Origin of the sequence: Paraburkholderia nemoris (assembly GCF_905221015.1) — a bacterium.
GTDB classification, from domain to species: Bacteria; Pseudomonadota; Gammaproteobacteria; order Burkholderiales; family Burkholderiaceae; genus Paraburkholderia; species Paraburkholderia nemoris.
Map to the genome: position 1 here is coordinate 1 of NZ_CAJNBO010000051.1, position 24,549 is coordinate 24,549.

Consider the following 24,549-nt stretch of genomic DNA (forward strand, 5'->3'; position numbering starts at 1 on the left):
GCCGCCGTTGGGCCAGATGTGCATGACCTGCTGGTCGAGCAGCACGATCGTCTGCGAGGCTGCCGCGACGCGCTCGATCTGGTCCATGACCGTGCCGCTCAGATACTGGCCTGCGATCTTCGCGGTGACGCCATGGTTGCGGAACGCGAATCCGGCCTGCTGCGCGAGCCCGCCAATGATGCTGGCCACGTCCTGCGTGCCGGGATAGCTGGTGGCGTTCACGACGAATGACACCTCGGGCGTGCCGCTGAAATCCGGCACCGCCGAGTAGATCGTGCCTGTGAAGACCGCGTTGAGCAGGCCGCCGACCGCTGTGTTCACATTTCCCGCCATCACGCTGACCTGGTCGCCGTTGACCGCGAGGCCGGTGAGCCCGCGTGTGGCGAGCGCGCCCATATCGGCGAGCTTCATGCCGAAGATGCGCAGGCTCATCGTCGGCATCGCCATGCCGCCGCCGCCGTTGTTCGAAATCGTGACCTGAACCCGGTGCCCGGCCAGCTCAAGACGCTGGCAGCCACCGGGAAAAGCGGTTCTGGCAAGATCGAACCTCACGTCAATCTGCCGCTGGGCGAAGCTCAGGATGCCATCTCGCCGATGTAGACCATTTGCCAGCGGTTGCCCAGACCCGTGTATCGCGGGTCGAGCATGCCTTGCGTGTCAACAAACGCAAGCTCACCGGTAAAGCCCAGGTATGGCCGGCGCACGAGATACGAACGGTCACGACACAGCACGCCTGTCATGATGGGTGCGCCTGCCACATAGAGATCGATAAACAGGCCGGTGCGCTTCTGGTAGACATTGATCCCGCAATTCTGCTGGGCGAGCACGACGCTCAACTGCTGCGATGGCACGGCAGCCAGGGGAATCAGTTCCATGAAACACGACGGTAAGGCCAGCCGGGTGGCTACTGGATACCCACATGGTTCGCGCCGGAATCAAGTATCTTTCCGGCGCTTGCCATGTTGGATTCCTGCTGCAGGATGAGCGCCTTCGTATCCGGCGTCATGGTGGGTGAGTCGAGCAGCGCCTGGGTCGACGGCGAGACGGTCGCCGGGAGCTGCGACGTATCGCTGTTCGTGTTGACCGGTCCCTGACTCTGCGGGTCATTCCCGGGCGCTGTCGCGGTGTTCGAATACGCCGCCTGCGCGCTCACGCGGATTTCACTGAGGTGAATCTCGGCCACAATTAACGACAAACCTGACGAGCTTTTACGCTGATAATCGAGCCGGTCGATGTTGAAACTGCGGTAGGTTGCATCGGGCGTGACCACATTCACAAGCGTGAGCGATTCCCACAAAAACTCAAGTTCGAGCAGGAACAGCTCGCGGCTCATGTTGCGACCACCGCACGACAGGCGCAGCGTGAGTTCCTGCGGCGTGGCGACCTTGTTGTACGCAGCGAACGAGCCGGCCTCGACCGGGTACGACGCAATGCGCTGCTCACCGCGATTGCCCAGATCAACCACCGAATCAGGCGTCACCAGCGCATTGTCCTGATCGTCGGCGATGATCCACTGCGGCACATCAACAGACAGCAGGCCGAAGTAGTCGAGCGCCTGGATCGCCTGCGTGAGCCCGGTGAGCACACCGACCGCCAGCGGCAGGCGGTTCAGGTCCGGCACGCCCGCCACCGGCGGCACATCGGGGAAGGGAATCAACGACATGGGATCAGCGGCACATCAGGAGCTGGATACGGAAACGAAATTAAGACCAGGTCAGTGCCTTTGATTGGCTTTGTCCATGCGCGAAACGCCTCTCACGAAGGGTTTGGCGGATGGCGCGACAGACTGTCGCACATCAAATAGGACGAGTCTCATTCATCTGCTGCGACGAAAAATCTATCCTGATGACTGATTCGCAGCACCGTCAAATCTTTACGGAGAACTGACATGAGCCCTTCTTACCTTCTCGACGTTTCCCGCCTGCACAGCCGGAACCATCCGCCAGTCCATGCCGTCACGGACGCCGGTGCACAACCTGGCCGGCGTTGCCTGCGCGACCTCATCACTGGGGGCTGGCCTGTTTCGTATTTCACGAAGTGTGCGGCCACGCTCGGAGGCTGCATCGGGGTTTATGCGCTGATTGCCTGCACTATCCAGCAACTCACCGCATGACCATTCCGGCATCAACCGTGTCACCAGATCGCGGCATGTCGAGCACGCCGACTGACCGGGTGATTGTGTTCGCCCTGACTGTTTCGTGCATGCGTCCCCCCAACCAACCAAAGAGCTAACGATATGGAAAGTCTCGTTCCTTCTACCTGGCCCGCACTACTGCTCATCACGATGGGCATCGTTGCCGGAGTGCTGTCGATCTGCACCGAGCCCCAGTCGGGGCAAAACACTGCCACCGCTGATTCCTGTGTGCCTCGCCGCTGGTCAGCCGGGCTCGGACTCGGAAGTCTGGCATGCCTGGTCGCGTTTTCTGGCGTTCTGATCATTGGCGGTCCCCGGTTTATCGTCTGATGCACCAGCGTGACCGGGCCATCGGGTCATCCCGTACGATGCACCGGCAATCAGGCCGTGCTGCGCCAGATCACTGCGCAGATCGCGACCCACCTTCGCGCCGTCCTTCGGGTCGCTCGCCATCACGGTGATCTGTCCGATGTGCGTTTCGGTTTTGTTGTTGCTGTTTACCGTTGAGCTACCGGCATACGTTGCGCGATTGCCTGCCGCCAGCATGGGCGCCATCGCAGGTCCACCCGTACCGGATGACCCGAGCGAACCATACAGCGCTGCTGCGGCCAAAGAGCGCTTCGCGATTTCCTGCTGTACATTCAATGGCCGTTCATATTTCGCGGAAACGATCGCGCCGGCTTCGCCTGCGGACGTGGCCCCTCGCAGTACGCGGCCAGCGGCCTGTTCGCGGCCCCGCGTCAGTTCGTAATTCACGAACTGCAACTGCTCGTCGAGCGTTGAGCCCCGGATGTCATGACCAGACACACGCCGGAATTCCGCCTGCCGGTCCGCGTGCCACTGGCCGATGCCATAGGCCGCGCCGTTATCTCCTACGATGTTGGGTCGCAGTCCGCTCTCGATATTGAGGTTCGCGGCGAGCCCCGACGCCTGCTCCTTCGACCAGCCCATTTTCATGAAGGTGGCGACTGCGGAACGCGTGCGTCCGGATGCGGGCACACCCGATCCGGCCGATGACACCTCGGCGGCCTGCGCCGGAGAGGAGACGGCGCTCGCGAGCTGTTTCGCCGCGTCAACGAGCGCGTGGGCCGCATCCTGCTGCGCCTTCGATGCATCGGCCAGCGGCTTCTCACCGCCCGTGATATGCGCCCACACCGCTTTCGCAAAATCGGCCAGCGGCAGATCCGCCGACGCCTTGAGCCACTCGCCACGCTTCACGTCAGCGCGCCCCTTCGCGACATCGGTGTCCGGGAGACCCGCCGCCTTCGCGCCCTGCAGTCCGACCCATGCGAGGAGGCCCGCTGTGCCTGCAGTGCCCAGCAGGCCACCACCCGCTGCCGCCGCTGCTGCTTCACCACCCGCTGCGCCACCAAGGCCCAGCAGGCCGCCCAGCGCGCCGGTCAGCTTCAGGACACCGCCGACGGTGGACGCTGCCATCAGCGTGCCGAACACGCCCGCGCTCAGATCGGGATGCGCCTCCATCAGCCTGCCCAGTTCCCGCAGCACGCTGTTGAGCACTTTCATGGTGGGCGTCAGATCCGTAAACAGCGTGTTCCTGATGTCCTCCCACGTATTGCCCAGTTCCGCCCAGGCCTTGCGCGTATCCTCCGCCTGCTGCACGCTCGCTTCGGTGACTTTCGAATTGCGGTACTGTGTGTCGTACAGGTCCTGCGCCGCGCCGCGTCCCTAGCGCAATAAATTCAGCGTCCCTTCATCGAGACCCAGTCGCTGCGACCAGAGTAGCTGGTCCTGGCGGTTCGGCATCTTCCTGAACGCGGCCGACAAATCGAGCAGGATGTCCTTCATCGGCCGCATGCGGCCCGACGCATCGGTGGCCTTCACGCCGAGATTCAGCAGCGACGCGACCACCGTGTTCGAGGCATCGCCAGCCTTGAACGCCTCAAGGCCCGCGAGGCGCGACTGGCCGCTCACCACCGAGGTGAAGAAATCCCGGATCGCCGCCGCGCCGAACGCCGCAGCCGTGACGCTGAGGATTTCGTTGCGCACCTTCTCGTACTGGCGCTCCAGCTTCTTCGCTTCGGCTTCGCCGGCTTTCGCGGCGCGCGCCTGTTCGGCAGCAGCCTTCGTTGCGGCCTTCGCCTGTTCCGACGCCGCCTTCTTCGCGGCTTTTTCCTGTTGCGCCGCGGCCTCGTACGCGGCTTTCTCCACCGCGTACGCCGCCTTGTTCGCGCTGGTCGCCTGATCCTCCGCGAGTTCCCTGCCGGTTGCGGCGGCTTCGGCCGCGCCCTTCCGGTACGCGGACGAGTCCAGTCCCAGCCTGACGATCAGCGTATCGATGACGGTCGGCATGACGAGGACCAGCCAGGAGATGCGACAGATAGAATACCCGGTGGGAAGACACCGGAATGCGAAAAGGCACCACGATGACCGTGTAGACTGGCAACCAGCGCAAGCCTGCTGTCGGGTCACATTGCAAGGTCTGCAGCGACGACATTTCCACCAGCACAGGAACCAGCATCATGAAGATGGACGCATTTGCTTTCGGCATAACCGACTGGACGCAAGTCGAGCAGACCGAGCACAAAGGGGAAACCGGGACAGCCTATCGGCGCACCCGGTTTTTCGGCGAAAAGCCCGATCAGATCCGGGTTCGCATGGTGGAATACACGGCCGGCTACCTGGCCGACCACTGGTGCAAGAAAGGCCATGTTCTCTTCTGCCTCGACGGCGAACTTGAAACGACGCTCGAAGATGGCCGCAAGTTTGTTCTGACCGCTGGCATGAGTTATCAGCTCGGCGACAACGCAGAGGCGCATCAATCCTTCAGCCGGACGGGCGCGAAGCTGTTCATCGTTGATTGAGTCGAAAAGCTTCACCCGCGTAATGCGTGCGCCTCGTTGAAGCAGTTCACCGCGTGAATCTCGATGAGGTCCCACAGATCCTCGGTGCCGTAGACCGTCTGCAGGTCGCAGAGCGTCGCGAGGCCGCCGGTGATGGCGAAGGCGATGGAATACGGCACATTCACGTAATCCATGTGCGGCATGTCCGGGCCGTCAGGAATGCCGAAGTCGAGTGCCTGACGGTCCATCAGAAACCCGTATGCAGGCGGAACACCTCACGGCGCAGCAGCACACGGGTGGCGACTTCCTCGATATCGTCGGCAACGAGCGCGCGCACGATCCTCGGGTCGGCCGGGTTCGGCTGGATGGAAACACAGCCCATCATCTCGTCGAGCAGCGGTGCGGCATCGTTAAAATCGATGCGCATGAGCGCCTCCAGCCCGACACGGGCCATCGCCGTCATGCCTTCGCGCTCGATGCCGGGCGGCAGGTCGATGCCTGCTCGGCCGAGCGCGCGCAGCGCCCATTTCTCGGCCTGGTCGGCGGGCATCTCGGTAAGCTGGAAGACCTTGCCGTGGTCGCGCCCCTCTGCGCTGACCGTGTACGTGATCTGCTTTCGCATGCTGCTGCCTCCCGTCGCTTTCTCATGATGTCGTTTCGCCGATCACCCGCTCGAACGCGATCACGAACGACACGTATTCGAGGACCTTCTTCGCGTTGACGATCGGGTTGCCCGACTTCAGTATTCCGTTGAGCAGCGGGTACTTGCGGCTGATCGACGGAACCGAGATCGAGCCGTTCGCGTAGAACACCTCGCGCGCGGTGCACTGGAACGTCATCCAGTTCTCGAAGACGGGCAGCGACGGCGAGTCGGGCATGATCGCCACCTTGAGATTGGTCGGGTTGAAGATGAAGCCGCCGCTCATGTGACCGTCCACGCCCATCACGATCTCGGCCATTTCCACCGCCTCGGCGCTGAACGCGTCGTCGGCGGCGTACCCCTGGATCGTCTGCGGCACCGGATACAGGTTCGTCACCGCGAGGCTGAAGGCCGAATTGGCGGAAGTGATAGTGGCCATGATGAAATCCCCCGCGAGATCTCAGCAAATTCAGACGATCGCGATGCTGGCGAGCGTGAGCTGCTGGACGCTGCCGCCGTCGGTGTAATACAGTGTCATCGGTAGGCTCGCGCGCGCGGCGCGGATGTCGGCCGTCGCCGGCTGGATATCGAGGTAGTAACCCTTCGCCCCGATCGCGGGCGACGCATCGAAGCCGAGCGCGTTCCGGATTTCGGCGATCTCCGCATCCGACAGCGCGATGCCATGTCGGCCACGCGCGCGTCTGCGCCGTCGTCAATCTCCATGTCACACTCGGTGATCGCGACTGCATACTGCCCACGCGCGAGCGTGATGAACGCTTCGTTCGTCACGTCTTTCATTTCCCACCCCCTATGAATTCCGTTTGCCATCAATCGCCCTGATCGCCGCGTCGAGCCTGTCGCGCCCATAGTCCGCGTCGTTGGTGAGCGAGGTCTGCAACTGCTCCAGTTCTCCCACCAGTTCCAGCAACACGGCCCGGTTATCGCCGCGCATGCGCTTCGCGAGTTCCTGCATCCTGTCCAGCAGCGCGCTGGCGCATGTGGGGAAGCTGCGTACCACCCCGGTGCGGGGCGAGGAAGCGCTGATCGGCATCGACACCTCGGGCCTGCATCCGGGCGCGGTGTTCGGCCAGCCGCAGGCCGGCCAGCTCGTCGTGATGGACGAGGGCTACGCCGAGGACATGGCCTTCGAGCAGTTCATCCAGGAGGTGCTGCTCTCCGTCATTGCGAAGCGCTACCATGGCACACCGCTGCTGGCGGTCTGCGATCCGTCGAACCCGCGCGATGCGAGAACGGGTCTCACGCCGGTGCAGCTGCTCGAGCGTTACCAGATCCATGCGATTCCCGCCGCGACCAACCGCTTCGCGCTGCGGAAGGCGGCGGTCGCGCGCCTGCTGAACCGCCGTCGCGGCTGCGTGATCGATCCGGCCTGCACGATGCTGATCGACGAGCTCGCGAGGAGCTACGTGCACCGGCGGCTGCGGGCGACGGCGACCACGGGCCTGGAGTACGCCAACGAGCCGGTCAAGGGGCCGACCTCGCACGTGGCCGAGGCGTTCCAGTACCTCGCGATGCATGTCGCGCACATCGCCGCCGATGAGGACATCAGCGCGCCGTCGCGCGTGAGGGTGAGCAAACGCAGCGTGGTGTAGTGGTGGTTCAAGCTGATAGCATTCCTACTCTGTCGCCACCATCTTGCTGCGTCAATGACTATGGAACCATTGTCGGTACTTCCGATCGCTATCTCCGCTGGCGCATTTCTTGTGTCACTGGCAGCATTCCAATTCACACGGCGAGCGTGGCTGGAGAGTAATCGACCAATAGTTACCGCCGAGATCACTACGTATTCTGCTGGCAGTGATGGAATTGCATTCAATATTGTTGTCTTTAACAAAGGAAATCGGCCCGCGACTGACATCCGGCTATCGGCTACTCCGCAAGCGCTCTCAGCACTTGTCAGCCCCGAAGCTCGTGATCGTTACCGTGACGAAATCGGACGATGTTTTTCGGATGAAGGTCGCATAGCTGTGCTGGCTTCTGGAAAGAGCGTCAAGAACGGCTTTGGCCTCACACACAACGATAAGGCGAGGAATGTCTTGAGATACGGAGCATCTGCCCCAATCGAAATTCACTATAAGGATTTGAATTCCCGGCGATACCAGTCAAAGCTTCTGTTGATTGTCAGAGATTCAAGGTACTTTGCCGGATCAGGATGGGCTGAAGGCGACTAATCGGGACCGTGCCGAGTACAGATACGCTAAGCAAATCGTCTAGACGGCCTGGGGAAGGTCGTGTAGCTCGTCAGGTTCATACGCTATGATGAAACTCGCCGCTAGCAACCCGGATCGGGTAAAGGATCGCGTCCAGACATGCCATACGAGAATTACACTGATGCCGCTGATTCCCTTGTGAATATTCCCGTTGAAAGCCGCCTCGTGATTGGCCGGCCTGGAGGACCCATGGAACACCGTGGCTGGCATGCGTGCGACATCGACAGGATGCCCGATGACTTCGCGGGTATCGCATGGAACGACGACCGTGCGTCGGATATCGCGCAGGCGGTGTTTGAGAGAACCATCCGCAAGGGGTGCGACAGCATCGTGATCACCGGAGGAAAGTTCGCACTGGTTTTTATGCTCTACGACAGCCAGCACCCTTCGAGTCCTGATGTCCAGATTGTTTTCGGGAAGCCGTCCGAACAGCAACTGCTCGAAGCGATTGCCGAAGCGTTGCTCGACCTGATGAACCAGCCAGGCAGGAAACCTGTGCCGGACGACCTGAAGGCACGCGCGGAGCTGATCGTGAAGCTGCTGAAGACCGGTTTGCTTGATGACGGCACGCCCGTCTCCCGCAACGCACTGAATGCACTGCTCAGGCAGACAGGAAAGCCCGGCAGCCTGTTGCATTGAACTTAGCGGGCTGGCGCGACAAGCGGCTTGTTAGCTGACGCAGGCACCGTCAGGTCGGTCGTATGCCCTTCGATGTCGCTGACAGTATTCGAGTTGCCTTCGATATGGATGACCGTACAGCCGCAGAGTAGCAGCAGTACGGCGACACAAGTCACTTGCGATATCAGCACGGCAGGCTCCCAGGGACTTTCGCCCTTCCGGGATGTATCACGCCTGACAGCATGAGCGAACGGGCCGTCACTGCCGCAGGCCTGTTCTTTCCCTGCCAGCCCCTGCCCCAGCTCTGGCGGGAGTTGATGGCGCACTGGAGAACGGCGGTCGTCACCGGCTTGCTGACATCCCTGGTGTGCGGCAGCAGATACGGCGTGCGGCCAGTGAGCGTGTACAGTTCCCGCAGGAGCCGTACGGCGAAATCCGACAGATGGATCATGAAGCCTTTCCGGTTCTTGGCCTGCGTCGAGGGAATGAGCCACGTTCCCGCCTTCAGGTCGATATGTTCCTTCCAGCGCGCCGCGCAGATTTCATTGATGCGTACCAGTGTCGCCAGCCCCCGTCTCGATCCGGTACGGAAGTTGAACGAGTTGCGGATCGACTGGAAGCGGTCCCGCAGGTCGATGATCTCGTCGTCCTCCAGCACACGGTCACACCAGCTCTGGAAATCGGCTGGCACCAGCCGGTCAATACCAACCTCGTCGGCGGGGTTCACGTCAAACAGCGTCCGCCATGGCCTGCGTCTGCCCGCCCACGTGAACATCGCATCGATGTAGATAAACAGGGCAAGCGCGGTCGGCACCTTGCCCGCCTCGATCAGGGACCTGACCGGACCACGAACATGCTCGGCCTTCACGTCGAGTACACGCACCTGCCCCACGATGGGCAGGACGTGCAGTTCGAACATGCGACGCACCCCCTGCGCCCCTTTCGGCGTGTTGTCCACCTGGGCGACGGGGTGCCATTCCTCGAAAAGTGACTGGATCGTTAACTGCTGCTCGGCCTGCTGCGCCCGTGTTCAGCCAGCTCCCGTTGCTGCCGGGTAATCTGTTCCTGTTCCAGTTGCATTTTCTGGACGGTAGCCCGCTTCTGTCCTGCCGGGTCGCCGCCGCGCTCGACACGCAGCCGCGTCTCGTCAAGGCGCTCGCGGAGCGTCGCCACCGGATCGCGCGGCCATGCGCCAAGCGACATTTCGCGTGACTGACCTTCGAAGCGGTAACGGTAGCGAAAGTGGACACTGATACGCCCGCTGGCTCCGACATGAACCTTGCCGGACAGACCCGACCCTTCGGTCAGTACCCGGTCGTTATCAGCGGCGGTGAGCCTCGCGAGCGTCGCCTCGCTGATGGCTGGCGGTCGTTTTTCCCCCACGGCTTTCCCCACAAGTCAGATGCCCTGCCCGGATTCTACGAGCGACCGCGGTCGCTGTGCAGACACCTAACTTGTTGAATCCGAACAAGATAAACGTTTGTCGAAGTGGTGCGCTGCGGGAAAACATTCTCCACGGTTTTTGTTCGCAAGCCTGTGGACAAGTTGATGGGGACTGGTTGCAACTACCTGACGCGCCGAGGGTTCAGTCACGCTGCCCGATCGCGCAGCGCTCTCTGAAAATTTCGAGGGATTTGTCGGACTGGTCTCATATCCACCGGGGCTATCACGCGGCAAAATCGCTGCACCTGATCGCTCTCCCCGGGATGATCGGGTGTATCAATGGCCTTTGTTTTGTTCCCGCCCCCTCCCCGAGGGCGGGATTTTTTTGCCTGTGCCCCGCTATGGGCCATAGCGCCCGTCATCGAGCGCCGGGATGATCGAGCGGCTCACGCACCGGCAGTTCGGCTCGCGTCCCGGCCACGTCCACACATCGTCGAGGTACATGCCTTCGCTGATGCGATAGCGTTTGCCGTCCGCCTCGACATGCGACTTGCGCGGGTGTTTGCTGCCGTGGCTGTGCAGCCAGATCGCCTCCGTAATACCGAAGCCCTGCTGGCGCACGCGCGTCACGGTCGCCTTGCTGTTCTGGTCCTGCGCGATGAACGCCGCGCGGCGGCGCGTCACGCCGTAGCGCTCCTGCAGTTCCTGCGTCAGGCCGCCGAGATCCCGGCCGGTCTGCACGCTGCGCATCACCGCCCCCTGCACATCGGCCAGATGCTCCGCGGCAATGGATTTGATGAGGCCCACGTTCTCGCCGATGGTCGCCTGCAGCGCGTCGTTCGCTTCCTTCGTCAGCCTGAAATCGACCGCGAAGCCGGCCTTCTTCAGCGACGCCCGGAACGCGCGAGATCCGGCGCGGCCTCATCGAAGCGGCGCTGCCAGCGACGGGCAAGCCGGTTCATGGTGTCGCGCAGCGTCATCGCCGGACTCGCGTCTTGCGCAAGTTCGGGTTCGTTCGCGCGGTAACAGGCTTTGACCCAGTACACGAGGCTCGCCTGCATTTCGGCAGTCAGGCGCTCAAGCCGCTGCCGGTATGTCGCCTCGCCCCCTTCGTTCGGGCGCACGGGCGTCAACGCTACGGGCTTGCCCGTCGGCGAAACGACGCCTCGTCGTGCGCTCAATGCCATTTCAGTTCAACGCCGCCCGGGTCAACCTTCTCTTCTTCGAGCGGCCGTCCGGACAGCGGCGCATTCAGATCGAGCGCGGCATACGGGCCATCTTCCTGACCGGCAAGCCGCTTGCGCGATTCCGCCGGGACGATGGCGTTGTTTTCATTGATCAGGATCGAATCCGTCTCGGCTTCGATCTTCCGCACGTTCGCCAGCTGCAGTTCGTCGAGCGTCCACAGCGGCACGTAACGGAAGCCGATATCGGGATCGATCGCCCCAAACAGCGACAGCTGGATCACGTTGATGAGGCGCGAGAGCGGTGGTGTAAACAGCGCCTCGATCCACGCATAGAAGGTGCGCAGCTCGCGCAGCACGATCAGCGGGATGCCGGTCACCGCCGACATGTGTTCCTGCGACTGCGCCTGCAAGCTGTCGAGGCTCCCGAGCGGCGCGGACACGTTGTCGAAGTCCTCGCTGTCGTTATCGACCATCATGACGCCGCGGTTGTCGCGCATCTGGTTGAACAGCATCGCGCGCCGCAGCATCTGTTCGGCGCCGCCCGCATCGAGCACCGCCGCGAGGTTGGTCTTGAGCACCATCGTCGAGAACGAGTGCAGCAGGTCCGACACGCTCTGGCGCGTTCTCAGCCAGTTATCCACGTAGGGCTTGGCGATCTGCAACAGGGAGAGGCCGCCGAACGCATAGGCGGGCTTGAGCATGTCCGGCAGCGGCCGCGAGACGAACGTGAGCAGGCGGCTCGCGTGCACCTGGCGGTTCATCACGTACCCGCTCTGCAGGCGGTAGAAATCCTCGCTCAACGGGTCGGTCGAGTTGTACATGCCCGGGTAGGTCCAGATCGGCTCGACCACGCGCAGTCCCTTCAGCGCGCCCTGACCGATCTTCGCCGCCAAGTCGGCGAGCGGTGCGATCAGTTCGGCCGGGTTATCGGCATCGCCGGTGTCGAGAAAGATCTGCGAGCGACCGAAAAATCCGTCCTGCTCGGCCGCCTTGCGGAACGCCGCCTGCACACCCAGACGCTTCATCTCCGCCTCGATCGCGGCGAGCTTCGCGCTCCTGTCCGTGTCACCGGCGCCCTGCAGCCTGATCCACTTGCGGGTCATCTCCTTGGCGAGAATCTCGGCCGGGCGGCGGTACTCGGGGCGCTGCGTGAGTTCGGCGAGGTACGGATAGCCGAGAAAGCCCAGGCCCTCGGCGAACGCCCCCTGCAATGCCCACAGGTACGGTTCGCTGACCTGCGCGTCGCAGGCGAGCTTCGCGTCCTGCGCGATCACGCCCGGCGCGGCCTTCGGCAGCGTGAACGCCTGCATGCGCGGTGCCGGCGCACCGATCACGCCGAGCGCCGACTCGCGGATTTCGCGGATTTCGCGCCGGGTGCGCAGGTCTTCAGCCTGCGGCTGCGGCTCGACCGGCGGCTCCCGGCGACGCTAGAATTTCAGAGGCGGCATGGCTGGATTTCAGGCGCGTAACAATACGACCAGCAGTCCGAACAAAGCGTGTTTTGATGCAGCGCGCATGAAGTGTTCAGCGCGCGCGAATAATCAGACGCGTCCCGTTGACGGCAGGGATGGGGGCGGGTCAAATCAGGCAAGCAACCTGAGAGGAGTGGAAGCATGTTTCTGAGCCGGGAAGAACGCACCCTGCTGCAAATGGCCGCAGAAGAAGGCGTCGCGAATATCGATGCGACGACCGCCAGGCTGCGTGGCGGAAATCCCGCTGCGTTTCACGACGGCAAATCCCTGCGTGGGCGGGTGTTCCTGATCAAGCCTGCAAGCGGCATCCCGTATCTCAGTTTCGTCCGTTCCCCACCGGAGACCGAACGTTAGACTGCCGTGAGCGCCGCGTCCGAAATCCGCAGCGGCCGTCGCACGATCAGCTGCGCGAAGGCGCGCGACAGCGCATCCGCCTGGTCGTCATGCGCGCCGTACGGGAACGCGCGCAGTTCACTCACGAGCGCCGGGTTCCAGTCGGCCCGCACCATCAGCACGTTGCCGGCGTTGACCTGCGCGGCGAACGGCTCGGCGCGCGTGACCTTGTCGCCGGTCTCGGGCGATGACACGACCCGGTAACCGGCAAGCTCGCGCGTCAGGTACAGCACCTGGGTCTTGCCCGCCTGGCCGGGGTCCTGCGGCAGGCTGATCCGGATTCGCGCGCCGTCGAGCGCGGTGGTGCCGCTGATCACCGCGTCGCGCCGGTCCGGTCCCCACTGGCCGCGTATTACGTCGCCGATCACGTAGCGGCCGTCAGCGAGACGTCCCAACTTCGCGCCCGCCGTGTAATCGCCATCGCCCTCGATACTCGCGAGGTCCCAGCCGCGCACCCAGTCGATACCCGATGTAGGCAATATGTCGATCGGCACGATCGCCTCGGGCCGGAACAGGTCACCCTCGGGCGGCACCGGTAACTGCTGGTAGAGCGAGGCCCAGGTGCGCGGGTTGCCCTCGAACTGCGCCCAGTGTTTCAGCGTGAACCATTCGGGCCACACGTACTCGCCGGGTGCGCGCCCGAGCGGATCGCTGTCGGTCTCGCAGCGCGCCTGCAGGCACAGCACCTCCCACACGTTGCCGTCGCGGCACAGCAGGTGACCGCTTTCGCCATTCCACCCGGTGGGCAGGATGCGCCCGGCGAGATCGTCCTCGTGCCACCGGGTCTGGATCAGGACGATCCAGCCGCCCGGCGCGAGCCGCGTCTTGAGGTCGTCTTCATACGCGTCGAACACCTTGTCGCGGACGACGGCCGAGTTCGCCTGCTCGCGGCCCTTGATCGGGTCATCGATCACGACGCCGTTCGCCCTATGCCCGGTGACGCCGGCGAGCATCCCGCACACCAGGTACTCGCTGCCGTTGGTCAGCGTGAACGCATGCGCGGCCTGCGCGCCGCTGGTCAGCGCCGCGCTCCAGATACCGTGATAGCGCGGCTGCCGGATGATCGAGCGGGTGCGGCGACCCATGCGGTTCGCCAGCGCATCGCCGTAGCTCGCGAGGATCAACCGCCGTCCGGCCACCGCGCCGAGATAGCGCGACGGAAACACCACCGACGCATAGGTGCTCTTGCCGGCACCCGGTGGCGTGAAGATCATCAGCCGCCCGTGCGGGGTGAGGCTCGTTTCGTCGACGCGGCGCAAGATCAGCCGGTGGTGCGCGGCGAGCGCCGTCTCGACCGGTTCGAACTGTTCGTCGTCGGCATCCGGATCATCGCCCTGCGGCCGGCCGGGCACCTCGATCGCGTTGGCGTACTCAAGAATGTCCGCGCGGGCCTTTCGGCGGACCAGCAGTTCGCTGGCTGCGCCGTCCCCTTGCTCTTGCCACGATGGCTTCGAGTTCGGCATCGGTCATCTCGCGATAACGCAACGGCCCGCCCTCGGCGCCGGTGAGTTCCACCGCCTGCGCGGTTTCCTTCCAGCGCGCGCGGCACTTGAGCCAGAAGATCGCGGCAATGGTGTCGCCGCCAGTGGCCTTTTTGAGCAGCGACTGCGCGACCCGGCTGTTGGCGCGCACGCCGCCCTGCGCGAGTTCACGCGCGAAGTACTTGCGCAGCGTGCGGTCGCTGATGGCCTTGCCGCGCCCATCGAGCACCAGCGCGCACATGTCGGGCTGCGGGATGCCGAACGCGGCGAGTTGTCCCACGAGCTTGCGCTGTTCGTCGGTCGGTTCAAAGGCGGCAAATCCCATTGCAAATCCCGTTGCTCCGGCCGGCGGTTCCGGTAGAGTCCGCTCCACACGTTGAGGATCCCTTAACAAATCGTCCGGCACCGCGATATCGACCGCGCCGCAGGCTTCGGCCGCCGCGCGTGGATCGCCCTTGACGAAAACCAGCACGTTCTGGTGGGACTTGCCGAGCTTGCGTGACACGGGAAACGAACGGCTCACGCGGATTGGCAGCGAGCCTGCCTGGGTGACGAGGATCGCCTCGTTGTAGTAGGCGAGGCCCGCGTCGCGAAAGGCGGCGATCGTGTCGTTCACGAAGTTGCGGTAGTGGCCCTTGCGGTCGCGGATTTCGCCGACCACGAAACAGGCGAAGCGGTCGGGGTTAAGCAGCGCGCACGCGTGGCCGATGATCTCGCGATACGCGGTGACGAACGCCGGATAGTCCATGGGGCCGTCGCTGTAGCGCTCCAGATCCGCGTATGGCGGGCAGGAAAACACCAGATCCGCTTCGACGCTGCCGACATGCCGCGCGAGGTCGCGGCTGTCGCCGCAACACCACGTCGGCGCGGCCTGCCCCTCGCGCGCCAGTGCGGCCCACTGTGCCCGGTTGGCCTGCACCTGCTCGTCGCGCAGATCGCACCCGGCATAGCGGCGCTCAAGGTATGCCGCCACGACGGCGCGCACCGAACCACCGGCGAACGGATCAAGCACGACGCCGTGCATCGGGCAGAACCACCGGTAGACGATCTCGCACAGCACCGGGTCGAAGATGCTGCTCTGGGGCTGCACGTTCACATCCGGATTGGCCGCGTAGAACGCGTCCCACGATACGGCATGACCGACCCGCGCCTCGTAGCGGTTCTTCGCCGCATACACGGCGGGCGGCTGCGTGGACAGCGAGAAGATCAGGCCGTCACTGCGACCGAGCTCGGATTCCAGCCCGAGCGTGATCCACGCCTGCTTGCGGGTTTGCCACCATCCCTCGCGTGCGTTGAGCACGGAGAACGACGGCACCATGAAGCGCTCGGCCAGCGTCACGTGCGCGCGGGCGAGTGCATCGGCAGGCAGGGCCAGCAGTGCGTCGAGTTCGTCCGCGTTAAAGCCCGTGATGTCGAGGTCGAAGCCGTCCTCCTGCAGATCCCCCAGTTCGACCCGCAGCAGGTCATCGTCCCATGCGGCCTGTTCGGCGAGCCGGTTATCCGCGATCACGAAGGCGCGGAACTGCGCGTCGGTCCAGCCCGTCGCATCGAGCACCGGCACCTCGCCATCGGCGAAGGGTTGCGCGCCGTGAGTGCGGCCCGGTGCCGGATAGAGTTTTTTGCCGGCCGCATGGAGTTTGCGGATCGCGGCGAGCCTGCCGTGTCCTTTGGCGATGATTCCGTCGCGCACAACGATCGCGCCGGCCATGCCGAACTCGTCGAGGCTCGCGGCAATCTGCGCCACCTGTTCGCCCGAATGCGTGCGCGCGTTGCGGGCGTACGGGATGAGCGTATCGATGGGGCGGCAGATGATTTCCACGGTACGGCCCGGCCAGATTGCTCTATGCGGCCTGCGCGGCAACGGCCCCGGTCAGCTCATCGGCCACCGGGTCGGCCACAATGCCGGCTTCGCGCAACGACGCGTCGATGCGTGCCAACGCATGATCGAATGCGCCACCTTTCTGGCGCGTGCCCATCAGCGCCCGCGCCCATTCGAGGTTTGGGTAGTGCCCGCAGCAGCAGGGGCGATGGCATTCGCAGGAGAGGTTGCGTGGCGCGCAGCTGACGATGAGCAATGCCTGCTGCGCAGGCGGCAACTGTTCGAGCCGGCGGCGAATGAAGCCCGCCTGCGCGCACGCCTCGTCGGGGCGCAGCGTGTCCTCGGGCGCGGCGACCTGATGGAGCACTGCTAACGACGAGGACCCGCTCGCGAGTGGCGCATGGGCGAGCGCTGCCTGCAGCGCGTCGGCGGCACACCTGTAGCAGGTTTTCATGGGGAGGTCGAAGCGTGCGCAAAAAGCGTCCAGCCAACAAAAAACCCGCACTCGGCGGGTTCTGGGCGGATTTCGGGCATATGGATTTGATGTCGAGGCCATATTAGACACAAAATGTCAAATGTCAAGATTCGTTGCTCGCAGCACAAAAAAACCTGCGGGATTCAGATGACGTCAGCCCTGCTGAGCGCCTCGTCCAGTTCGATCGGGCTTCGTGCGGGGCGCATGATAGTGAGGAATCCGGAACGGCTTTACATAAGACTCCATCTCCACTTCACATCACGCAGGGGATAACTTTTAACCGCCCCGCGCGAGACGCCCACGAGCCGCGGCGCTCCGCCCGAGCCCGGATTTGCCCACCTTTTACGCTCGCACGCGTCAAAAAGTTACCCCCAGAGTTATCCCCAGGCACGAGAATGTCCGCCGCCGCCCATCGCCTTTTTTTATGAGCGGAACGCGCGCGGGCGCCATGCGCAAGGTTTCGCTCAGAAATTGTCGAACCGTTTCTCGACAAGCGTCTCGTCACTGAAGACGAACGTAACGCTGTGCGGACTGGACGGTCCGTTGCCATAGTCCCATTCAATCAGACCGTTCGCCGAGTGCTCGCCTGAAGGATCGCCAAGCCGGGCAAACACCCGTTTTCGAGGCGTTCCCTCCGGAAACGCCTGCTCTATCGCGTCGCGCGTCCATGCAATGGCGGGCGCACGGCCGTAGGTCTGCGGTTCAGCGCAGCCAATGAGACCGGCCGCGCTGGCTGCAGCCAGCGCCATTGCCACAAGTTTTTTCATCTGATCTCCGTGCGCCCAGCGTTTGATACGTGTTCAGGTCGCTGCGTGAGCGTGCGCGCCGCTCAGAAATTTTCGTACTGCTTCTGGACGAGCTTGCCGTCCCGGAACACGAGCGAGAGCATCTGCTGGCTGGTCTTGCCACCGACATAGTCCCAGCGTTCCACGCCATCAGCCTTGCTGGCCCGGTACGGATAGCCAAGCTTGTCAACCACCTGTCGTTCGGTTGTCCCGGTCGGGAACCGCTTGTCCATGCTGTCACGCGTCCAGCCATGCACATACATCTCGCTGTAGCTTTTTGTGGCCCCACAGCCCGCAAGACCAACCAGGCACAAGGTAAGCGCCCCCATAACCAGAACCGTTTTCATCTCTCTCTCCCGCGATCAGATGGGTGTAACGATCGCATTTTCGAGATGGCTTGAATGTCAGACAGGTCCTAATTCGTCGCTGCTGCGACAAAGCGGCGCAGGGGTGGTTTCCGGTTCGCACGCGGGCTGCGCGTGTTCGCGAATCCATTCGAGCGCCGCGCGGTGGGCGTCGATGCATGAACGTGATGGGTGATCGCCGCGCTCAATGCCCTGCCGGTATGCGCGGCCAATCCACGCGCGCAGGTTGTTCGGCAACGCGTACCAGTGCGCGCGGCATGCCCACCTTCCAGACAGCACGCATTGCGGGCATCCAGGCCACCGGCACGCGTGCGCTGTCATTTCTACGTTTGTTTCACGTCGCATCGGAACACTTCATCGAAAACGGTTTTCAGCTCGTCGCCGTGCAGCGGGCGGCGGCCATACATTTTTTCGGCTTGAACGGCGCAGTCATTCGCGCAACGCGCCCAGCGGCCGCCGCGCCGTCTTGCCTCCGCGCGTACCTCGTCACCCAGCGTGACACTCAGCGGCGGCAACGCGCCACCCGCACTGAACCTGGCTCGACCTGTTTTCATCGCGACCTCCTGTGCGTTGCGCTATCGATGACTCAGTGTTTTACGGCGCCCGGGTTGAGCGCCAGTTTCGGATCGGGTGGCGTCGTGCAGCGCACGCTCGCGGATCTGGTCAGAACGCATTACCCTTAACTCCCGTTGTTTGAGGTTCATTTCGCTGACCTCCCTGCAGTTGTCGGCGCTTCGAGCGGCAGTGTGTCCTGCTGTGCGGTCAGCGGCTCAACGATGATTTCGGTGCGCGGGCTGGTACGGTCGATACCATCGATAGACGTGCTTCTCCCGCACCTGCCTGTCATTCATGTAGACGCCGCGATACACCAGCTCGCGCACCTTCATTCCGCCCACCTTCACGGTCGCGTAGCGATCCTGCAGCACGTCGAGAACGACCGATTCATCCAGGTCCGGACGCTCGCTCGCGTAGAAAATCCGCAGCATGATGCGCACCAGCCGCACACGACAGTTCGGCGGAGTCTGCCTGAGCGCGTAGCGTTCAAAGGCAAGCGCCTTTTTCGACCTGATCGACATCGGGTGTGACTTTCCGTTGCCGTCACCGTCGCGGTATCGGCGCGAAACAATATCCCGGCTATTCGCTTTGCTGGCTGCTTCGCCGAGGATCGTGAAGGCAATCGCACTCATGCGGTGACCTCCTGCGCTTCCTCTTCGTCTTCGCCCGGCTCGCGCGACGGCAGCGCGTCGCCACGCGCACGCAGGGCGGCGTCGAACACGGCGCGATACTTCGCGCGCAACTCAGGCGAAGCATTTGCGTAGAAGGCACGCCCCGCCGGCGAGGCTGCCGCATCTGTCGCGATAGGTCGCGCCTCGTGCATGAGCGGCCGGCCGTCTTTGCGGCGTCCATCAGCAGCATGTCGAACGCTAATTGCAGCGACGGCGCGCGTATCCGATCGCAGGCGCGGTGCGTGACCACTCACCGCTCGTAGGCGGGCCTGCCGGCACAGGTCGAGAAATTCGGGCAGCGTGGGCGGATGCGGCACGCCTTGCAACGCTTCGACGCCCGAGAGCAGCGTTTCCTGCGGCATCCCGTGCAGCGCGCGGCTCCAGACGCGCATCAGGTCGGCCGAGTCAACGTTGCGCCACATCGCCGCGAAGCGTGCACCGTACAGCGCATGCATCTGGCGGAATAGCCATTCGCCGCGGGTCTCATGCGGGCCGGTCGTCAAAATGCCGAACTTCCTCGGGTTGCAGGTCGAACACATCGTCGGGCGCGCGCATCGGATCGCGCCCGGCCAGCGCCGCGATCATGTCGCGGTCGCGCGCCTCGCGTACGTCGAGAGGGGACCTGCGCGCTTGCTGTGGACCGTGCGCATAGGGCCGACGCAGGCGCTCGTTGCGGCACCAGTTGCGCCACGTCGCCAGCCAGTCGAGCTTGCCGGCTGCAGCTCCGGGTTTCGCATGCCAGTAGTCCGCAAAGCTGGCCGCTGCGCCTTCGGCTTCGGCGCACGACCTGCCACACTCGCGCATCGCCCATTGCACCCATTCATCGGGTAGCTGCCAGTCGCGTGCCGCGCGAACGTTCTTTTGCCCGCGGCTTAAGCGTTGACTCTCGCGATGAGGTATGCCGTAGCCCATCCGAAGACCCTGAAGGCATAGAAGATCCTGAAGAACCTGCCCGGCTCTTCCTGTCCCTGGCGTTGGCCAGGGCGTGCCTGGGTGTTGCTCTGGTCATACCTTGATCGTGCCCAGGCGTTGCCTCGGCCATGCCTTGGTCCGGTGCTTCGTCACACGCGCCGCCACACTCGCACGGTGGTATCTCGCTTGCAACCTCGCTGGGGAAGCGGATGTTGGTGCCTGGACCACGTACAGATCTGGATATAGCGTTCACGGCCCACGGCGTAGCGGTCGATAAATCACGCACGCGCCAGCAGATCGAGCAGCGCGTCGGCGTCAGCGTCAATGTCAAAAGGCAGTACTTCGGCGCGAATGCGTTCGGGCCGGTCCTCAAGACGGCCCTCACAGTCAGCGATCGTCCATAGCCCGGCGAACAGCAGACGGGCAAGCGGGTGGCAGGCGTCCGAGAATCTCGTTCGTGAAAAAGGCCGCCTTCAGGCTACGCGTGCGCGCCATGATGACCTCGCACCAATTCGACATGTGGGCGGGATACCTAACCCTTTTCAGCCTGCAACGCGCCGCCGATGGCCATCAGCAGATCCCCCGACGAAATGCCAGACGCGTCGCGCAGCAAGGCGCGTCCGCGCGCATCCAGTGCGTGCAGTTCGCGAAGCTGCCGGGTGAGGCGTGCGCGAATCGCTTCGGCGTGGCGCAGTGCCACGTGCGCATATTGCGCCCGACGCAGAGCGCAAACTTGTGGATCGAGCGCGGCGCGCGAATCTGCCAGTATCGTTTGCCCAGTACCTGTATTAGAGGCCAGTTCAAAAAGGCTGCTCCGTACGCCTGAAGATGTTCCAGCAGACGAGGGCGCAGCCGAATTTCAAGAATGCTTCGTGAATTTCAGCTCGACGATCGAAGCGTATGCGAAGACGACGGAAGTTGTGGAGCCACGAGTGAGTCCGTTCAACGACCCAACGGAATTTGCCCAGACCACTGCCATGTTCAGTGCGGCGCCTTGCGATCATCGGTTTGATGCCGCGTTCGCGCAATCGTTGACGATGCGGATCGGAATCGTAACCACGATCGGCATAGATGACCTTGGGTCTCTGAAGTGGTCGGCCGCGCGCGCCACGGATCGGCGGAATCGCGTCGACGAGCGGCAGCAACTGGGTGACGTCGTTGCGGTTCGCGCCGGTCAGGATGGCGCTGATGGGAACGCCATTGGCGTCTACGAGGATGTGGTGCTTGGAACCGGGTCGAGAGCGATCCGTGGGGTTCGGGCCAGTTTTTCGCCCGCCCCAACGGCTCGTACCGACGAGGAATCGACGGCAGCGTATGAAAGATCGATCTGCCCGGCCTCGCGCAACTTGTCGAGCAGCAGTTCGTGCAGTCGATCCCATACGCCTGCTTTGCGCCAGTCGTTCAGTCGTCGCCAGCAGGTCGCGCCGGAGCCAAAGCCCAATACGGTCGGCAGGTGGTTCCATCGCAGACCGGTTTTCAACACGAACAGGATGTCATTCAATGCCGCCCGATCCGATACGCGTGGGCGACCAGGATGCTCTTTGCGCCGGGGCTTGGGCGGCGGCAGTAACGGTTCGATCAGTGTCCACAATTCGTCATCAATGATCGGCGCTTCCATCCCTTGGGTTCCGTTGTGTTGGGTAGCCGGAGGCGGTTGCCCGTCCCCAGCCCCCTGAGAACCGTGCGTGCTCCTTTCGGTCGCACACGGCTCAAGCCTCTGCCAAGGCACCTTTCGATACCCGCGTTCACAACTTACTTCCCGGCAGATGCTTGACTTCCATGGCAATCGGGATGGTGCAGTTGAATGTTGCTCGCCGCGCTTGATCCGCCTTCGGTTCTTTTCACAATGAACCGGGTCGCCCAAGGGCTACCCGGTGCGATCGGTTCCTGACAGGTCGGACACAGGCCATCCTGCCGTAGCCAGACACGGTAGAGTTTGACCCTGCCCCTGGGCGAGTTCATCGTCTTCTTGCCCCAGCGGGCTTCAAAGTACGGTTCCCACTTCGGGTCGTGCGGGTTTGCTCCGGCCTTGATCTTGACGTGCCGCCGTATTGGCGTGTCGGCTTCCTTCAGCAAGGCGAGCTCTACTCGACTTCCATCCTTCTGTTTTTCGGTTGCGGAAAATACCCAATTCCGGGAGCCTTGGGTTTTGAAGTATTTCTCTTTCACCCAGCGGGCTCCTTTCTCCGGATGTCGCCGAACCGCCCATTGCCACAGCATTGCCCAGATATGTGAATCAATCTTGCCAAAGGTTTCCTTGGCGACCACATGGCGGTGATAGTTCGCCCAACCACGAAGAATCGGATTGAGCAGCCGTATCAGATTGGCCTGTTTAGCCGTCTTGTTGCCTTTGATGACTTCTCGGATCGTGTCAAGATGGGCTTTGACATTCGCTTTCGACGGCTTGATCAACAGCTTGCCGTTGTACTTGCGGAAATTCCATCCGAGGAAGTCGAACCCTTCGTCGATGTGCGTTACCTTGGTTTTTTCCGGCGACAGAACAAGTCCGCGTTCTGCCAGGAATGCGATCACTGTGGGCTTGACTTCGTTTTCCAGCCACTCTTTCGAGTTGCCTGTAATGATGAGTCGAGTCACCCGAGGGAACTGCCCCCTCGGGTGCTCACGGAACCGGACGTGAACGTCTCCGCTCATCCGGCTCTTCCCACCGAAGCCTGTCCCCACAACAGCGGCCAGTGTGCAAAGAGCCGCGTGTGCTTGCGTGCAATCCGTTCGAGCCAATGGCTCGCCCGCCGACGGTGCCCACGCAGCCGTTTGAATTTACGGGTCGCCCACAGTACCAGCTTGCGATCGATCTGTCGTAGGGTCGGATATAGCGCCGACTTGTAGAAGGCACCATAGTAGTTGACCCATCCTCGGATCGTCGCATTGAACATGCGCGCCAGGTCATCCAGTGCCTTGTCACTGCGTATTTGCAGGTTCCAGCTTCGGACTTCCTGACGAATCGACTTTGCAGCTTTGACGCTAACCGCCGGACTGAAGTTGACGAAGGTCTTGCCGTGTCGATTCTTCGATAACCGTGGCCTGAACGGGAGAGTAGCCCGGAGGAGTCGCACCCCCAGGCTCTCGTAGAACGGTGCGTGAGCCTCTCGACTCACACCGCTCCTATCAGGCAAATGTACCGACCATACCGCGTCGCCAGTGTACGAAGAGGACCGGACGCGTATCAGCAAGCTGCTGAAGAAACTGGCTCGCCCGGATCTTGTGAGCCTTGAAGCGCTTGAACTTGCGCATCGCCCACGCCAGCAACGTCTGATTGACGTAGCGCAGCAGAGGGGCCAGTGCCGAGGGCGCGAACCGCCCGTAATAGTCAATCCACCCACGAAGAAGCGGATTGAGCTGCCGGGCGAGATCTTGCAACGACAACTGGGTTTGCCTGCGAAGGTTCAAGTCCCGAATCGCGGACCGCATGGCCTTCAGAGCCGGGACACTGACCGCGGGGTTGAAGCCGCAGAACAGCTTGTTGTCCCGACGCCGACTAACCAGACGGGGCCGAAAGCAGTACCCAAGGAAGTCGAATTTGACAGTCGGATACGTAAGCTGGCGCTTCCCGTCTTTGCAGTAGACGATCTTGGTTTTCGTCGGATGCATTTCCAGGCCGCACTCTGCCAGGCGGGCTTGAAGCTCGTCCTTCAGGACTTGCGCCTCGCGCTCGCTACGGCAGTGCACCAGCCCATCATCAGCATACCGACACCACGGGAGGTCGGGATGTGTCCGCGTCATCCACAAATCAAACGCGTAATGAAGAAAGGTGTTCGCGAGGATCGGGCTGACCACACCCCCTTGCGGGGTACCACGTGTTCGCTCGATTTGAACACCCTTCTCATCCATCATCGGCGCCGTCAGCCATCTCTCGATGTACAACAACGCCCATGGGCACGTCACGTGTCTGCGCACGGCCCGCAGCAAGAGCTCGTGGTCGATGTTGTCGAACAGGCCCTTGATATCGAACTCAAGAATCCAGTCGTATTTCCAGCAACGCTCGCGCGTTATCCCGACAGCGTCGAGGGCTGACTTCCCGGGCCGATAGCCATAGGAGTCTGCCAGGAAGACTGCATCCAGGTCCGGCTCAATCACCTGCTTGACCACCATCTGCGCCACGCGATCCGCTACGGTGGGCACCCCTAAGGTCCTCTGGCCTCCAGACTTCTTGGGAATGGAGACAGCGCGCACCGGCGGAGGAAAGTAGCTGCCCGAGCTCATCCGATTCCAGATCTTGTAGAGGTTGCCCTTCAGATCATCTTCGAACTGCCCGATCGTCTGACCATCCACCCCAGCGGCACCACCATTGGTCTTGACCGCCTTGTAGGCTTCGTACACTAACTTCTTGCCGATATTGAACGGCTTGCTGGTCGTACGCATCACCATCCTCCTGTTGCCAGTTGTGGTTCTCGCATGACCGCCTGACCCGATCCCTTTGCTCCGGTCCCATTACGGACCTTCATCGCTCGTACGGATCGGTCCGCCCCAGTGCTTCGCATCGGTACTCTCGCCTCGCGGTTGTCGCCGCTTGAGCTTCTCCCTTGACATCGAAGCGACTGGTTCCTGCAGTTCCGCGTCATAGCCTGCATCCGCTTCACGCCCCCTCTACGCCGGTCGCCATCCGTTCAGT

Annotated in this window: 34 protein-coding genes and 1 pseudogene; 5 read left to right on the forward strand and 30 right to left on the reverse strand. The window is 62.8% G+C overall.

Going from position 1 to position 24,549, the window contains the following annotated elements; genetic code table 11:
- The 3 genes from KHO33_RS39455 to KHO33_RS39465 all read right to left on the reverse strand — a co-directional run.
- The coding region (locus KHO33_RS39455; RefSeq protein ID WP_200568132.1) for a hypothetical protein at window positions 1-552 on the reverse strand (552 nt) is incomplete at its 3' end.
- Window positions 553-575: 23 nt separating this feature from the next.
- A complete protein-coding gene (locus tag KHO33_RS39460) occupies window positions 576-875 on the reverse strand; it encodes a phage baseplate plug family protein (RefSeq protein WP_200568133.1) in 300 nt (99 codons plus the stop codon).
- A gap of 29 nt (window positions 876-904) precedes the next feature.
- Window positions 905-1,663, reverse strand: coding sequence for a phage baseplate protein (locus KHO33_RS39465; RefSeq protein WP_200568134.1), 759 nt, complete (start codon window positions 1,661-1,663; stop codon window positions 905-907).
- A gap of 225 nt (window positions 1,664-1,888) precedes the next feature.
- Between KHO33_RS39465 and KHO33_RS39470 the strand changes: the two genes are divergently transcribed.
- Entirely contained in the window at window positions 1,889-2,113 is a 225-nt protein-coding gene (locus KHO33_RS39470) for a hypothetical protein (protein ID WP_200568135.1), read from the forward strand.
- Between the two features lie 264 nt (window positions 2,114-2,377).
- On the opposite strand, the gene KHO33_RS39475 is transcribed toward KHO33_RS39470, so the two are convergent.
- Both KHO33_RS39475 and KHO33_RS39480 read right to left on the reverse strand, forming a co-directional pair.
- The gene (locus KHO33_RS39475) at window positions 2,378-3,754 is read right to left on the reverse strand and encodes a phage tail tip lysozyme (protein ID WP_236074833.1); all 1,377 of its coding nucleotides are present in this window, start codon (window positions 3,752-3,754) and stop codon (window positions 2,378-2,380) included.
- Window positions 3,755-3,820: 66 nt separating this feature from the next.
- Window positions 3,821-4,444: a hypothetical protein gene (locus KHO33_RS39480; protein ID WP_200568136.1), complete on the reverse strand. Its 624-nt coding sequence runs from the start codon at window positions 4,442-4,444 to the stop codon at window positions 3,821-3,823.
- A gap of 170 nt (window positions 4,445-4,614) precedes the next feature.
- Between KHO33_RS39480 and KHO33_RS39485 the strand changes: the two genes are divergently transcribed.
- The gene (locus KHO33_RS39485) at window positions 4,615-4,956 is read left to right on the forward strand and encodes a DHCW motif cupin fold protein (protein ID WP_200568137.1); all 342 of its coding nucleotides are present in this window, start codon (window positions 4,615-4,617) and stop codon (window positions 4,954-4,956) included.
- A gap of 11 nt (window positions 4,957-4,967) precedes the next feature.
- On the opposite strand, the gene KHO33_RS39490 is transcribed toward KHO33_RS39485, so the two are convergent.
- From KHO33_RS39490 to KHO33_RS39505, 5 genes are all read right to left on the reverse strand, one after another.
- On the reverse strand, window positions 4,968-5,183 hold the full coding sequence (locus KHO33_RS39490; protein ID WP_234480909.1) for a transglycosylase: 216 nt from the start codon (window positions 5,181-5,183) through the stop codon (window positions 4,968-4,970).
- Window positions 5,183-5,557 (reverse strand): hypothetical protein, encoded by a 375-nt coding sequence (locus KHO33_RS39495; protein WP_200568138.1) that lies wholly within the window; start codon window positions 5,555-5,557, stop codon window positions 5,183-5,185. Before KHO33_RS39495 ends, KHO33_RS39490 begins: the two co-directional genes overlap by 1 nt.
- 22 nt (window positions 5,558-5,579) lie before the next feature.
- Complete coding sequence (locus KHO33_RS39500; RefSeq protein WP_200568139.1) at window positions 5,580-6,014, reverse strand: phage tail fiber protein; 435 nt, start codon at window positions 6,012-6,014, stop codon at window positions 5,580-5,582.
- Window positions 6,015-6,044: 30 nt separating this feature from the next.
- Entirely contained in the window at window positions 6,045-6,254 is a 210-nt protein-coding gene (locus KHO33_RS42865) for a DUF3383 family protein (protein WP_328822831.1), read from the reverse strand.
- 129 nt (window positions 6,255-6,383) lie between these two features.
- On the reverse strand, window positions 6,384-6,527 hold the full coding sequence (locus KHO33_RS39505; protein WP_200568140.1) for a hypothetical protein: 144 nt from the start codon (window positions 6,525-6,527) through the stop codon (window positions 6,384-6,386).
- On the opposite strand from KHO33_RS39505, the gene KHO33_RS39510 reads away from it, so the two are divergent.
- On the forward strand, window positions 6,526-7,185 hold the full coding sequence (locus KHO33_RS39510) for a hypothetical protein (protein WP_200568141.1): 660 nt from the start codon (window positions 6,526-6,528) through the stop codon (window positions 7,183-7,185). The genes KHO33_RS39505 and KHO33_RS39510 overlap by 2 nt on opposite strands.
- A gap of 807 nt (window positions 7,186-7,992) precedes the next feature.
- A complete protein-coding gene (locus KHO33_RS39515; protein WP_200568142.1) occupies window positions 7,993-8,442 on the forward strand; it encodes a hypothetical protein in 450 nt (149 codons plus the stop codon).
- Between the two features lie 2 nt (window positions 8,443-8,444).
- Here the strand turns inward: KHO33_RS39515 and KHO33_RS39520 are convergent, their stop codons facing one another.
- The 6 genes from KHO33_RS39520 to KHO33_RS39545 all read right to left on the reverse strand — a co-directional run bounded on the left by KHO33_RS39520 (window position 8,445) and on the right by KHO33_RS39545 (window position 12,301).
- Entirely contained in the window at window positions 8,445-8,612 is a 168-nt protein-coding gene (locus tag KHO33_RS39520) for a hypothetical protein (RefSeq protein WP_200568143.1), read from the reverse strand.
- Window positions 8,606-9,418, reverse strand: coding sequence for a tyrosine-type recombinase/integrase (locus tag KHO33_RS39525; RefSeq protein ID WP_407946219.1), 813 nt, complete (start codon window positions 9,416-9,418; stop codon window positions 8,606-8,608). Before KHO33_RS39525 ends, KHO33_RS39520 begins: the two co-directional genes overlap by 7 nt.
- A gap of 2 nt (window positions 9,419-9,420) precedes the next feature.
- Window positions 9,421-9,816, reverse strand: a complete 396-nt coding sequence (locus KHO33_RS39530) for an Arm DNA-binding domain-containing protein (protein ID WP_211629294.1) — start codon at window positions 9,814-9,816, stop codon at window positions 9,421-9,423.
- 387 nt (window positions 9,817-10,203) lie between these two features.
- Window positions 10,204-10,611, reverse strand: coding sequence for a phage head morphogenesis protein (locus tag KHO33_RS39535; RefSeq protein WP_200568146.1), 408 nt, complete (start codon window positions 10,609-10,611; stop codon window positions 10,204-10,206).
- Between the two features lie 77 nt (window positions 10,612-10,688).
- A complete protein-coding gene (locus tag KHO33_RS39540) occupies window positions 10,689-10,985 on the reverse strand; it encodes a hypothetical protein (RefSeq protein WP_200568147.1) in 297 nt (98 codons plus the stop codon).
- Window positions 10,982-12,301 carry a DUF1073 domain-containing protein gene (locus KHO33_RS39545; RefSeq protein WP_211629296.1) on the reverse strand — a complete coding sequence of 440 codons (1,320 nt, stop codon included), beginning with the start codon at window positions 12,299-12,301 and terminating at the stop codon, window positions 10,982-10,984. Before KHO33_RS39545 ends, KHO33_RS39540 begins: the two co-directional genes overlap by 4 nt.
- Before the next feature lie 303 nt (window positions 12,302-12,604).
- On the opposite strand from KHO33_RS39545, the gene KHO33_RS39550 reads away from it, so the two are divergent.
- Entirely contained in the window at window positions 12,605-12,817 is a 213-nt protein-coding gene (locus KHO33_RS39550) for a hypothetical protein (RefSeq protein ID WP_200568149.1), read from the forward strand.
- On the opposite strand, the gene terL is transcribed toward KHO33_RS39550, so the two are convergent.
- The 14 genes and pseudogenes from terL to ltrA all read right to left on the reverse strand — a co-directional run bounded on the left by terL (window position 12,814) and on the right by ltrA (window position 24,299).
- Window positions 12,814-14,319, reverse strand: a complete 1,506-nt coding sequence (gene terL, locus KHO33_RS39555) for a phage terminase large subunit (protein ID WP_200568150.1) — start codon at window positions 14,317-14,319, stop codon at window positions 12,814-12,816. The genes KHO33_RS39550 and terL overlap by 4 nt on opposite strands.
- 1,387 nt (window positions 14,320-15,706) lie before the next feature.
- Window positions 15,707-16,156, reverse strand: a pseudogene (locus KHO33_RS42475) (ParB/Srx family N-terminal domain-containing protein); the annotation flags it as partial.
- Window positions 16,157-16,178: 22 nt separating this feature from the next.
- Window positions 16,179-16,610: a hypothetical protein gene (locus KHO33_RS39565; RefSeq protein WP_200568152.1), complete on the reverse strand. Its 432-nt coding sequence runs from the start codon at window positions 16,608-16,610 to the stop codon at window positions 16,179-16,181.
- Window positions 16,611-17,095: 485 nt separating this feature from the next.
- On the reverse strand, window positions 17,096-17,398 hold the full coding sequence (locus KHO33_RS39570; protein ID WP_200568153.1) for a hypothetical protein: 303 nt from the start codon (window positions 17,396-17,398) through the stop codon (window positions 17,096-17,098).
- A 62-nt stretch (window positions 17,399-17,460) separates the two neighbouring features.
- Window positions 17,461-17,763, reverse strand: a complete 303-nt coding sequence (gene bamE, locus KHO33_RS39575; RefSeq protein ID WP_200568154.1) for an outer membrane protein assembly factor BamE domain-containing protein — start codon at window positions 17,761-17,763, stop codon at window positions 17,461-17,463.
- A 341-nt stretch (window positions 17,764-18,104) separates the two neighbouring features.
- On the reverse strand, window positions 18,105-18,335 hold the full coding sequence (locus KHO33_RS39580) for a hypothetical protein (RefSeq protein ID WP_200568155.1): 231 nt from the start codon (window positions 18,333-18,335) through the stop codon (window positions 18,105-18,107).
- A 216-nt stretch (window positions 18,336-18,551) separates the two neighbouring features.
- Window positions 18,552-18,968, reverse strand: a complete 417-nt coding sequence (locus KHO33_RS39585; RefSeq protein ID WP_234480910.1) for a RusA family crossover junction endodeoxyribonuclease — start codon at window positions 18,966-18,968, stop codon at window positions 18,552-18,554.
- Window positions 18,965-19,510: a hypothetical protein gene (locus tag KHO33_RS39590; protein WP_200568156.1), complete on the reverse strand. Its 546-nt coding sequence runs from the start codon at window positions 19,508-19,510 to the stop codon at window positions 18,965-18,967. Before KHO33_RS39590 ends, KHO33_RS39585 begins: the two co-directional genes overlap by 4 nt.
- Window positions 19,491-19,919, reverse strand: a complete 429-nt coding sequence (locus KHO33_RS39595) for a hypothetical protein (RefSeq protein ID WP_200568157.1) — start codon at window positions 19,917-19,919, stop codon at window positions 19,491-19,493. The genes KHO33_RS39590 and KHO33_RS39595 overlap by 20 nt, the downstream gene beginning before the upstream one ends.
- A 532-nt stretch (window positions 19,920-20,451) precedes the next feature.
- Window positions 20,452-20,619, reverse strand: a complete 168-nt coding sequence (locus KHO33_RS39600) for a hypothetical protein (protein WP_200568158.1) — start codon at window positions 20,617-20,619, stop codon at window positions 20,452-20,454.
- Window positions 20,620-20,719: 100 nt separating this feature from the next.
- Window positions 20,720-21,537 (reverse strand): IS5-like element ISRme6 family transposase gene (locus KHO33_RS39605; protein WP_200568159.1). Its coding sequence is split into 2 segments (ribosomal slippage): window positions 20,720-21,189 and window positions 21,189-21,537, totalling 819 coding nucleotides; the frame shifts between segments, so codons are not numbered across the junction.
- Window positions 21,538-21,671: 134 nt separating this feature from the next.
- Window positions 21,672-22,514, reverse strand: coding sequence for a group II intron maturase-specific domain-containing protein (locus KHO33_RS39610; RefSeq protein ID WP_236074834.1), 843 nt, complete (start codon window positions 22,512-22,514; stop codon window positions 21,672-21,674).
- A gap of 53 nt (window positions 22,515-22,567) precedes the next feature.
- Window positions 22,568-23,035, reverse strand: a complete 468-nt coding sequence (locus KHO33_RS39615) for a group II intron maturase-specific domain-containing protein (protein ID WP_200568161.1) — start codon at window positions 23,033-23,035, stop codon at window positions 22,568-22,570.
- Between the two features lie 10 nt (window positions 23,036-23,045).
- Window positions 23,046-24,299 carry a group II intron reverse transcriptase/maturase gene (gene ltrA / locus KHO33_RS39620; RefSeq protein ID WP_200568162.1) on the reverse strand — a complete coding sequence of 418 codons (1,254 nt, stop codon included), beginning with the start codon at window positions 24,297-24,299 and terminating at the stop codon, window positions 23,046-23,048.
- Between the last annotated feature and the right edge of the window lie 250 nt (window positions 24,300-24,549).

Excerpts from the sequence above, each read along its gene's own strand:
- KHO33_RS39505 (WP_200568140.1), bottom strand. The coding sequence starts at position 6,527 with ATGCGCGGCGATAACCGGGCCGTGTTGCTGGAACTGGTGGGAGAACTG.
- KHO33_RS39485 (WP_200568137.1), top strand. The coding sequence starts at position 4,615 with ATGAAGATGGACGCATTTGCTTTCGGCATAACCGACTGGACGCAAGTC.
- bamE (WP_200568154.1), bottom strand. The coding sequence starts at position 17,763 with ATGAAAACGGTTCTGGTTATGGGGGCGCTTACCTTGTGCCTGGTTGGT.
- KHO33_RS39585 (WP_234480910.1), bottom strand. The coding sequence starts at position 18,968 with ATGAGTGCGATTGCCTTCACGATCCTCGGCGAAGCAGCCAGCAAAGCG.
- KHO33_RS39545 (WP_211629296.1), bottom strand. The coding sequence starts at position 12,301 with ATGCAGGCGTTCACGCTGCCGAAGGCCGCGCCGGGCGTGATCGCGCAG.
- KHO33_RS39470 (WP_200568135.1), top strand. The coding sequence starts at position 1,889 with ATGAGCCCTTCTTACCTTCTCGACGTTTCCCGCCTGCACAGCCGGAAC.
- KHO33_RS39595 (WP_200568157.1), bottom strand. The coding sequence starts at position 19,919 with ATGGGCTACGGCATACCTCATCGCGAGAGTCAACGCTTAAGCCGCGGG.
- KHO33_RS39480 (WP_200568136.1), bottom strand. The coding sequence starts at position 4,444 with ATGCCGACCGTCATCGATACGCTGATCGTCAGGCTGGGACTGGACTCG.
- ltrA (WP_200568162.1), bottom strand. The coding sequence starts at position 24,299 with ATGCGTACGACCAGCAAGCCGTTCAATATCGGCAAGAAGTTAGTGTAC.
- KHO33_RS39580 (WP_200568155.1), bottom strand. The coding sequence starts at position 18,335 with ATGAAAACAGGTCGAGCCAGGTTCAGTGCGGGTGGCGCGTTGCCGCCG.
- KHO33_RS39510 (WP_200568141.1), top strand. The coding sequence starts at position 6,526 with ATGCGCTTCGCGAGTTCCTGCATCCTGTCCAGCAGCGCGCTGGCGCAT.
- terL (WP_200568150.1), bottom strand. The coding sequence starts at position 14,319 with ATGCCGAACTCGAAGCCATCGTGGCAAGAGCAAGGGGACGGCGCAGCC.
- KHO33_RS39550 (WP_200568149.1), top strand. The coding sequence starts at position 12,605 with ATGTTTCTGAGCCGGGAAGAACGCACCCTGCTGCAAATGGCCGCAGAA.
- KHO33_RS39500 (WP_200568139.1), bottom strand. The coding sequence starts at position 6,014 with ATGGCCACTATCACTTCCGCCAATTCGGCCTTCAGCCTCGCGGTGACG.
- KHO33_RS39565 (WP_200568152.1), bottom strand. The coding sequence starts at position 16,610 with ATGAAAACCTGCTACAGGTGTGCCGCCGACGCGCTGCAGGCAGCGCTC.
- KHO33_RS39465 (WP_200568134.1), bottom strand. The coding sequence starts at position 1,663 with ATGTCGTTGATTCCCTTCCCCGATGTGCCGCCGGTGGCGGGCGTGCCG.
- KHO33_RS39460 (WP_200568133.1), bottom strand. The coding sequence starts at position 875 with ATGGAACTGATTCCCCTGGCTGCCGTGCCATCGCAGCAGTTGAGCGTC.
- KHO33_RS39515 (WP_200568142.1), top strand. The coding sequence starts at position 7,993 with ATGGAACACCGTGGCTGGCATGCGTGCGACATCGACAGGATGCCCGAT.
- KHO33_RS39495 (WP_200568138.1), bottom strand. The coding sequence starts at position 5,557 with ATGCGAAAGCAGATCACGTACACGGTCAGCGCAGAGGGGCGCGACCAC.
- KHO33_RS39570 (WP_200568153.1), bottom strand. The coding sequence starts at position 17,398 with ATGAAAAAACTTGTGGCAATGGCGCTGGCTGCAGCCAGCGCGGCCGGT.
- KHO33_RS39490 (WP_234480909.1), bottom strand. The coding sequence starts at position 5,183 with ATGGACCGTCAGGCACTCGACTTCGGCATTCCTGACGGCCCGGACATG.